The organism is Anaerofustis sp., from assembly GCF_019420015.1.
Lineage (GTDB): Bacteria > Bacillota > Clostridia > Eubacteriales > Anaerofustaceae > Anaerofustis.
The window spans coordinates 18,112-26,121 of record NZ_JAHZIA010000064.1 but is presented as its reverse complement, the minus strand read 5'-3'; the positions used below and the strand labels follow the sequence as shown (position 1 = coordinate 26,121).

The 8,010-nt window shown below is 33.9% G+C and carries 7 protein-coding genes; 5 read left to right on the top strand and 2 right to left on the bottom strand.

Going from position 1 to position 8,010, the window contains the following annotated elements:
- Nucleotides 1-24 precede the first annotated feature (24 nt).
- Nucleotides 25-1,278 carry a penicillin-binding transpeptidase domain-containing protein gene (locus tag QZ357_RS09730; RefSeq protein ID WP_290776635.1) on the bottom strand — a complete coding sequence of 418 codons (1,254 nt, stop codon included), beginning with the start codon at nucleotides 1,276-1,278 and terminating at the stop codon, nucleotides 25-27.
- Nucleotides 1,279-1,428: 150 nt separating this feature from the next.
- Here QZ357_RS09730 and QZ357_RS09725 point away from each other — a divergent pair, with 150 nt between their 5' ends.
- Genes QZ357_RS09725 through QZ357_RS09710 form a run of 4 tightly spaced genes read left to right on the top strand, consistent with a single transcriptional unit; the run spans nucleotide 1,429 to nucleotide 6,118 of the window.
- Nucleotides 1,429-2,880: a nicotinate phosphoribosyltransferase gene (locus QZ357_RS09725; RefSeq protein ID WP_290776632.1), complete on the top strand. Its 1,452-nt coding sequence runs from the start codon at nucleotides 1,429-1,431 to the stop codon at nucleotides 2,878-2,880.
- 18 nt (nucleotides 2,881-2,898) lie between these two features.
- Nucleotides 2,899-3,975 (top strand): D-alanine--D-alanine ligase family protein, encoded by a 1,077-nt coding sequence (locus tag QZ357_RS09720; protein WP_290776629.1) that lies wholly within the window; start codon nucleotides 2,899-2,901, stop codon nucleotides 3,973-3,975.
- A 12-nt stretch (nucleotides 3,976-3,987) separates the two neighbouring features.
- Nucleotides 3,988-5,661: an arginine--tRNA ligase gene (gene argS, locus QZ357_RS09715; RefSeq protein WP_290776626.1), complete on the top strand. Its 1,674-nt coding sequence runs from the start codon at nucleotides 3,988-3,990 to the stop codon at nucleotides 5,659-5,661.
- A 13-nt stretch (nucleotides 5,662-5,674) separates the two neighbouring features.
- Nucleotides 5,675-6,118 carry a C-GCAxxG-C-C family protein gene (locus tag QZ357_RS09710; protein WP_290776623.1) on the top strand — a complete coding sequence of 148 codons (444 nt, stop codon included), beginning with the start codon at nucleotides 5,675-5,677 and terminating at the stop codon, nucleotides 6,116-6,118.
- Between the two features lie 57 nt (nucleotides 6,119-6,175).
- Here the strand turns inward: QZ357_RS09710 and QZ357_RS09705 are convergent, their stop codons facing one another.
- Nucleotides 6,176-7,183, bottom strand: a complete 1,008-nt coding sequence (locus QZ357_RS09705) for a YeiH family protein (RefSeq protein ID WP_290776621.1) — start codon at nucleotides 7,181-7,183, stop codon at nucleotides 6,176-6,178.
- A 127-nt stretch (nucleotides 7,184-7,310) separates the two neighbouring features.
- On the opposite strand from QZ357_RS09705, the gene QZ357_RS09700 reads away from it, so the two are divergent.
- The coding region (locus QZ357_RS09700; RefSeq protein ID WP_290776618.1) for a LysR substrate-binding domain-containing protein at nucleotides 7,311-8,010 on the top strand (700 nt) is incomplete at its 3' end.

Genomic DNA, 8,010 nt, shown 5'->3' with positions numbered 1-8,010 from the left:
AAAATAGTACGTTTGGAAGATTTACTATCTTGTCTGAAATATAAATTCTGGTGCGCTGCAGGTCATTCCAAGGGCTTGTTGAAGGACTTTGATTGTCTTTGGACTTAAATGCAAATCGAAAATTTGATTTTTTTTGATTTCAATTATTTCTTCTGATGGACTTTTAACGCTTTCCACTATATAGGGATAGTACCCCGTTCCTCCGTTTGCGATTGCACTCATAATGGTATTTAATAATAGCGGAGTTGCTTGTACATCCCCTTGTCCCAAAGCCAAATTGAAAGTGTCCATGTTGTTGTATATTTTCTCAGGCACAAAAGAATAGTAGTCGTTATACTCAAGTATAAATTTTTTATTTTTGTTTTGTTTATCATTAGGACTTCCAAAACCCAATGTATGTGCATAATCGATTATCTTGTTCGATATTATGTTTCCTTTTTTGTCTTTTACATTTAATCTTTTTGCCAATCTGTAGAATACCTCATTACAGGATAAACTAAGACCTTCTTTTGCGGTTATTTTGCCGTGTCCTTTTCCTTCATGGCAGTACCTTGTCACAGAGCCTATTTTTATTTTCCCTGTACAATTAAACTCCTCATCTAAATCAACAACATTATTCTCCACTGCCAGAGCCAACGTTAAAATTTTAAAGACACTTCCCGGTTGATATGAAAGCATATTTTTATTCAGCGTATTATCATTTGATGCCATTGCAAGTATTTCACCTGTTTTTATATTTGTCAGTATTACACTGCCGCCTTTAAAATTATTTTCTTTTAAAAAATTTCCCAAATAATTCTCGGTGTATTCTTGGATATGGTAGTCTACGGTTGTATGAACGGTATTTCCTTCGTTTATATGGTCATTTACTGCCGTGTAGCTTTTTTCGTCTATGATATTCCCGTTTGCATCTATTTGGGCTTTTATTTTTATGGGAGGGCCTCCGTTTAAAAGGCTGTCGTAATAAAGTTGAAGTCCGCTTATTCCTTTTACGGCATCCTTTGTTGTGGTTTGATCATTTATTTGGATATTTCCTATAAAGGTTTTTCCGACTTTAAAGTTTATGTTATTCGGAACGGGTAGACTTGGGTTTTCATTTTTATCGGAGAAGTTGATTCCGTTTCTGTCCAGTATTGCTCCTCTGGGATAAAATGTTTGTACTGTTTTTTGATATTGCTTTGAAAGTTCTTTCATGTTTTCTTCGTCTTGGAAGATGAATGCTTTTATTATAAAAACCGTAAGCAATGCAAACAGTATTACCAAAAATATCGACAACATTTTGATTCTTTTTGTTAAAGTATCTCTAAACATACTATAAGTATTGGTATAATAAGTAAAAATATACTATTTTTAATGATTTTTTTGTAAAAAGTGATATAATAATAAACTAGATATAATATTTTTAATGTGACAATTGGGAGTTAAAAAATGGAAAGAAAAAGGAAGCTTGAATTAGCTACTGATTTTTATCAACTTAGTGTAAGCAATGTTTATGAGAGTAAAGGATTTAAAGACAGACAGGCTGTTTTTGATGTGTTTATAAGAAGAAATCCTTTTGAAGGAGGATACTCTGTTTTTGCCGGTCTTGAACAAGTCATAGAATATATAAACAATCTTAGATTTGACGAAGAGGATATCAAACTTTTAAAAGAAAACCATCCTGAACTTACAGAAGGGTTTTTAGAATACTTAAGAAACTTTAAATTCACAGGAGAAATTTACTCTATGGAAGAAGGGGAAATATTTTTTCCTTCGGAACCTGTTCTTAGAGTGAAGACGAACTTGATAGAGGCACAGCTAATAGAAACCGCCATACTGGCGATAATAAATCACCAAAGTTTAATTGCGACAAAAGCTTCTAGGATAGTTTCGGCTGCAGGAACGTATGCTCCCGTATTGGACTTTGGGCTTAGGAGAGCTCACGGTACAGAGGCAGGACTTTATGGTTCAAGGGCTTGTATAATCGGAGGTTGTGTAGGGACCAGTAATGTAGAGGTGGAATATGGATGGGATACGGTGTCTATGGGGACTATTTCTCATGCTTTCATTATGGCATTTGACAGTGAGCTCGAGGCGTTCAGAGCATATGCAAAACATAACCCAGACAATTTGATTTTACTTGCGGATACTTATGACACGTTAAACAGCGGAGTTAGAAATGCGATAAAAGTTTTTACAGAAGAAAGAGACGCGGGCAGATTAAAAGGTAAATATGGCATAAGATTGGACAGCGGAGATTTGACGTATTTATCGGTAAAAGCCAGAGAGATGTTTGATGAAGCAGGATTTGAAAGTGCCATTATAAGTGCTTCCAATGATTTAGACGAGTATATTATTTCGGATCTAAGAAATCAAGGTGCCAAAATCGGAATGTACGGAGTGGGAACCAAAATGATTACCGCTGACGGAACGAGTGCTTTGGGAGGAGTGTATAAACTTGCTGCCATTGAACGTGACGGACAATTGTCGCCTAAAATAAAAGTATCGAACGACCCTATAAAAATAACAAATCCGGGATATAAAAAAGTTTTGAGATTTTATGATAATCTTACGAATGTTGCCATAGCGGATTTAATAACATTAAATGATGAAGAAATCGATGAAACAAAACCTCTTACCATTTATCATCCCGTTCATACATGGAAAAAGAGAACAATAAGTAATTTCCATGTTAAAGAGTTGTTAAAACCTATATTTATCGACGGTAAACAAGTTTATAATTCGCCTAAGCTTTCTCAGATAAGAGAGAACCATATATTGGCAAGAAGTACCTTTTGGCCTGAATTTTTAAGACTTGTAAATCCAAGTGAATATCATGTTGATATTTCGGATGAATTATTTGATATAAAAAAAGAATTATTGGCTTCGGTTCAAAAATAATTATTGGGGAGTTTGAAGATGAGTAATAAAAAAAATGTAGGCGTTATTTTCGGTGGAAAATCCGGAGAGTATGATGTCTCTCTTTTGTCGGCATATAACGTCATAAAAGGGATAGACAAAGATAAATTTGATATAACCATGATAGGTATAACCTTAGAGGGAAAATTTTATGTTTACAACGGAGATGTGGAAAAAATAAAAAATAATGAATGGATAAATGACGACGCACATCTTGTTTCTGATTTTTCTCTTTTTAACGGAGATATTATCGATGATGTTGATATTATTTTCCCTGTTTTGCACGGACAAAACGGTGAAGACGGAAGAATTCAAGGATTATTTGAAATGATGAATAAACCGTATGTGGGTTGTGAAGTATTGGCTTCAAGCGTGTGTATGGATAAAGATATAGCAAAAAGAGTTTTCAAGAGTGTTGGGATTCCTGTTGTTGATGATGTGTTGGTATTTGATACGGATATTGAAAATGAGGAGCTTTTGTTAAATACGATTGAAAGATGCGAAAAGACTCTTCCTTATCCTATGTTTGTAAAGCCCGTTAATATGGGCTCAAGTGTAGGTATATCAAAGGCAAAGGATAAATCAGAATTAAAAGAAGCACTTCTTAAAGCTGTGAAATTTGATACTAAAATATTGGTTGAAAAAGGAATAAATGCAAGAGAAATCGAGGTTGCTGTTTTGGGTAACTCTCATCCTCAGGCTTCTTATCCTGGAGAGATTGTGTCTTGCAAAGAATTCTATGATTATGAAGCAAAGTATCTTTCGGGAGATAGTAGCAGAATAGATATTCCAGTAAAAATCGACGAAGACACAATGGAAAAGATAAGACAGTTTGCCGTTAGGGCATTTAAAGCGGTCGGAGCAAGCGGTCTTTCAAGAGTCGATTTCTTCCTGGATAAAGACAGTTCTGATGTTTACTTAAATGAGATGAATACTCTTCCGGGATTTACAAATATAAGCATGTATGCTAAAATGTGGGACTATATGGGAATAGGGTATTCTGATTTGATAGAAAAGCTAATTAATCTTGGATTTGAAAGATATGAAATTAAAAACAGATTAACTATAAAAGAGTAATAGGAGATAATAATGTTCGGAAAAATTACGAGAGAAAAAGAAATTATTGCAGCAGTTGATAAAGCGATAAAAAAATGTATAGATAAAGGTATTCTTGAAATAGACAAAGAAGATATTCCGAGTATTCGAGTTGAAGTTCCGAGAGAAGAAAAATTCGGAGACTTCAGTGTAAATACTGCCATGCAGCTGGCTAAAAAAGCAAGATGCAATCCGAGGGTAATTGCAGAGAATATAATTGATAACATAGATACCAATAATACTTATATCAAAGACATAAGTATTGCAGGAGCGGGATTTATAAACTTTGTTCTTGACAATAGATGGCTTTATGACGAAATGAAAAAGGTTATTACCTTAAAGAGCGAATACGGTAAAGTCGTAACAGATAATCCGAAGAAAGTAAATGTTGAATACGTAAGTGCAAATCCTACGGGTCCTTTGCATATAGGTAATGCAAGAGGAGGAGCAATAGGAGATGTTATAAGCAATATTCTTTCTTGGGCAGGATGCGATGTAGTAAAAGAATTTTATTTAAACGACGCGGGAAACCAGATTATAAAATTCGGGCAATCTTTGGATGCAAGATATTTGCAGCAACTTGGCAAAAACGTTGATTTCCCTGAAGACGGTTATAAAGGGGATGATATAATTGACCTTGCAAAGGGATATATAGATATAAACGCCGATAAACTTTTACATGTAAGCGAAGAAGAAAGACAACATGAGCTTGTTGAATATGCTCTTGATAAGAACGTTACGAACATGATAAATGATTTAAAAGAGTACGGTATAAATTACGATGTGTTTTTCAGTGAAAAAACTCTTCATAATTCCGGAGCAATAAAAGATGTAATAGACAAAATGAGAGGAAACGGCGGTGTTTATGAAAAAGACGGAGCCCTTTGGTTTAGAGGAACTGAGTATGGACTTGAAAAAGATGAAGTTCTTGTAAGACAGAACGGAGTTCCTACTTATTATGCCGCAGATATTGCATATCATTATGACAAATTGGTAAAAAGAAACTTTGATTATGCAATAAACGTATGGGGTGCGGACCATCACGGTCATGTTGCGAGGTTGAAAAAAGCTATGGTGGCACTTGGGGTTGAAGAAGAAAGGCTTGATGTTATATTGATGCAGCTCGTTCATTTGGTTAAAAATAACGAAGCTCTCAGGATGTCTAAGAGAAAGGGAAATATATATACTCTTTCTGATTTGGTTTCGGAAGTTGGAAAGGATGCCGCAAGATTTGTATTTAACTTTAATAAGCCCAATACTCATATGGATTTTGATCTTGATCTTGCCATAAAAAAATCCAGTGAAAATCCTGTGTTTTACGTTCAGTATGCACATGCGAGAATTTGCAGTATTATAAGAAATATCAATAAAGATGTTAAGCAGGAAAATTTTGATTTGCTTAATAAAAAAGAAGAAATAAATCTTTTAAAGACGATTGCAAATTTCAGCGATGAAATAAAGAAAGCAAGCATTGATTTGGACCCTAGCAAGATTACCAAATACGCCATGGATTTGGCAAGCTCTTTCCACTCTTTTTATAATGCGCACAGGGTTATTGTCGATGATGAGAAGTTATTAAATGCAAGGCTTGCGTTGGTTATGGCAACAAGAGAAGTGTTGCATAATACTTTGACGATTTTGGGTGTGAGTGCTCCGGAACAAATGTAGAAAGAGGTTTATTATGATTGATAAAAGTATTACGGATATTGTAGATGATATCAGAAGAGAATCTGATGAAAAAAGCGAAGATGAAAGAGCTTTGTATCACAAAAATTGTGGTGAAACATTGATAGAAGCTTTGAAAATAAAATATGAGCTGGACATTGGCAGTAAAGAATTTAAGATGCTTGCTCCTTATGGCTTTGGATTGCAGCGGGGTAAAACTTGCGGAGCTTTTGCCGGATGTATAGCGGTAATAGGGTTGATGTTTGCAGAAGACAAACCTTCAACAAACGATAAGATGAAAGAGATTACAGGCAAATGGGTCGATTTATACACAGAAAGATTCGGATCTATAAATTGTGAATATGTAAGACAAAATCATATGGATCCCAAAAGAGGTTGTATAAATGTTCAAGAAGAGGCCGGAGAGTTGTTTGTAGAATTTATAAAAGAATATTTGTAATAAAAATACACTGTATTATAACAGTGTATTTTTTTGATTTTTGTTTGGCGGTAATGATTACCAAATATGAAGTAAATGCTGCATAGCAAGGCTTACACATGCTATACCAATCCAGCAGCATGCGCCCATAAAAATCGGTTTAATACCTGATTTTATAAGTTTTACGATATTTGTATTTAAACCTATTGCGGACATTGCCATTATAATAAAGAACTTGCTTAATTCTTTTATCGGGTCTGTTATCATAGGAGAGAGGTTAAATACCGTCGTTATAATTGCCGCGAGAACGAAGTACAAAATAAAAAACGGGAATATGCTTTTTAGGCTTACTTTATTTGCTTCGTTATTTTTTTCTTTTCTGGTTCTTAAAAATGCAAGGATTAAAGTTATAGGGATTATAGCGAGTGTTCTTGTAAGTTTTACTATTGTTGCGGATGAGAGGGTATTGCTTTTATGAATACCGTCCCAAGCTGCGGCAGCTGCCGTTACGGATGATGTGTCGTTTATTGCTGTTCCCGCAAATAAACCAAATCCTTCATTGCTAAGTCCGAGCATTGATCCCAAAGCGGGGAATATCAATGCTGCTATTATATTGAATAAAAATATAACTGATATTGCCTGTGCTATTTCTTCATCGTCTGCATCGATTACCGGAGCTGTTGCTGCGATTGCCGAACCTCCGCATATAGAAGATCCGACCCCTATAAGTGTAGAGATTTTTGATGGTATTTTTAGTATCTTACATAAAAGATACGCAATTATAAGTGATGTGGATATTGTTGATATAATTATGGGTAATGATTGTTTTCCCTGAATTAAAATATCCGTTATGTTCATTCCAAATCCCAGTAAAATAACCGCGTATTGAAGTATTTTTTTTGATGTGAAAGTTATTCCTTTTTGTAAGTTTGACTTATCTTTTATAAACATTGTTATTATCATACCCATCAATATGGCAAATACAGGGCCTCCTATTACAGGTAAGAGTTTACCCAAATACCAAGAGGGCAATGCGATTAAAATACAAATAAGCAATCCTTTTATATTTTCTTTAATAAACGTCATTTTTTTCTCCTTTTGATATATTCATTAAATTATTAATATAGTATCATGAAATATAGATAAATTAAAATTATAAATATTTATATATACATAAATATATGTTATCATATAGAATATTCGGAGGTATTTTATGTTGGATTTTAGGATTTATACTTTTTTGGAAGTTTGTAAACATATGAATATTACAAGAGCGGCGTGTGCTCTTAATATCACTCAGCCTGCGGTGACCCAGCATATTCAATATTTGGAGAAGAATTATGGAGTTAAGTTTTTTTCGTATAAATCCAAAAAATTGTATTTGACGAAAGAGGGAAAAATGTTTTTGAATTATGTTACCGCTTTAAATCATGATGATATAAAATTCAGGGAAGAAATATCAAATATTGAGACAAATGCAAAAAAATTGAATATCGGCGCTACATTGACGGTAGGTGAATATTTCATGCCGGATAAAATAAAGAAATATATGAATCAAAATAAAAATTCGGATATAAAGATGGTCGTTGCAAATACGAATGTTCTTCTTGAGTATTTAAATGAAGGAGCCATAGATTTTGCCGTAATAGAGGGATATTTCCCTAAAAATGAGTATGACTTTATTACTGTCTCTGCTGAGAATTATATAGGAATATGTTCAAAAAAAAGCAGGCTATGGGGTAAAAAAGTATCTCTTGACGATTTGCTGGATTATTGTATTATCGTAAGAGAGAAAGGCTCGGGAAGCAGAGAACTTATAGAAAAATATTTGGAAAGTAAGAATTTATCTTTTTCCGACTTTAAAAATATTATTGAAATAAGCAATATCAATTCAATCAAAAAGTTGGTAGCGG